This window comes from Idiomarina sp. UBA4206 (genome assembly GCF_002383015.1).
Classification (GTDB): domain Bacteria; phylum Pseudomonadota; class Gammaproteobacteria; order Enterobacterales; family Alteromonadaceae; genus Idiomarina; species Idiomarina abyssalis.
The window spans coordinates 1-248 of sequence record NZ_DFTS01000050.1 but is presented as its reverse complement, the minus strand read 5'-3'; the positions used below and the strand labels follow the sequence as shown (position 1 = coordinate 248).

Annotated in this window: 1 pseudogene; it reads left to right on the top strand. The window is 59.7% G+C overall.

What is annotated here, in order from left to right:
• Window positions 1–25: 25 nt before the first annotated feature.
• A pseudogene (locus tag B3180_RS10815) lies at window positions 26–248 on the top strand (acetyl-CoA hydrolase/transferase C-terminal domain-containing protein); the annotation flags it as partial.

Here is a 248-nt window from a genome sequence, read left to right as displayed (position 1 = left end):
CACAGTCACACCACTGGCCCATTGAGTCGGCGGCCAAATGGACTTTGTACGCGGCGCCAGCTTATCGGAAGGTGGTCGCTCGGTTATTGCTCTGCCTTCAACAGCCTGCGGCGGCACTGTCTCACGCATTAGCTCACTGCTTGCGCCAGGCGCCGGCGTGGTCACCACTCGTGCCCATGTGCATTACATTGTCACCGAACATGGTGTCGCTAACTTACGCGCCAAGAGTATGAGTGAACGCGCGCGCG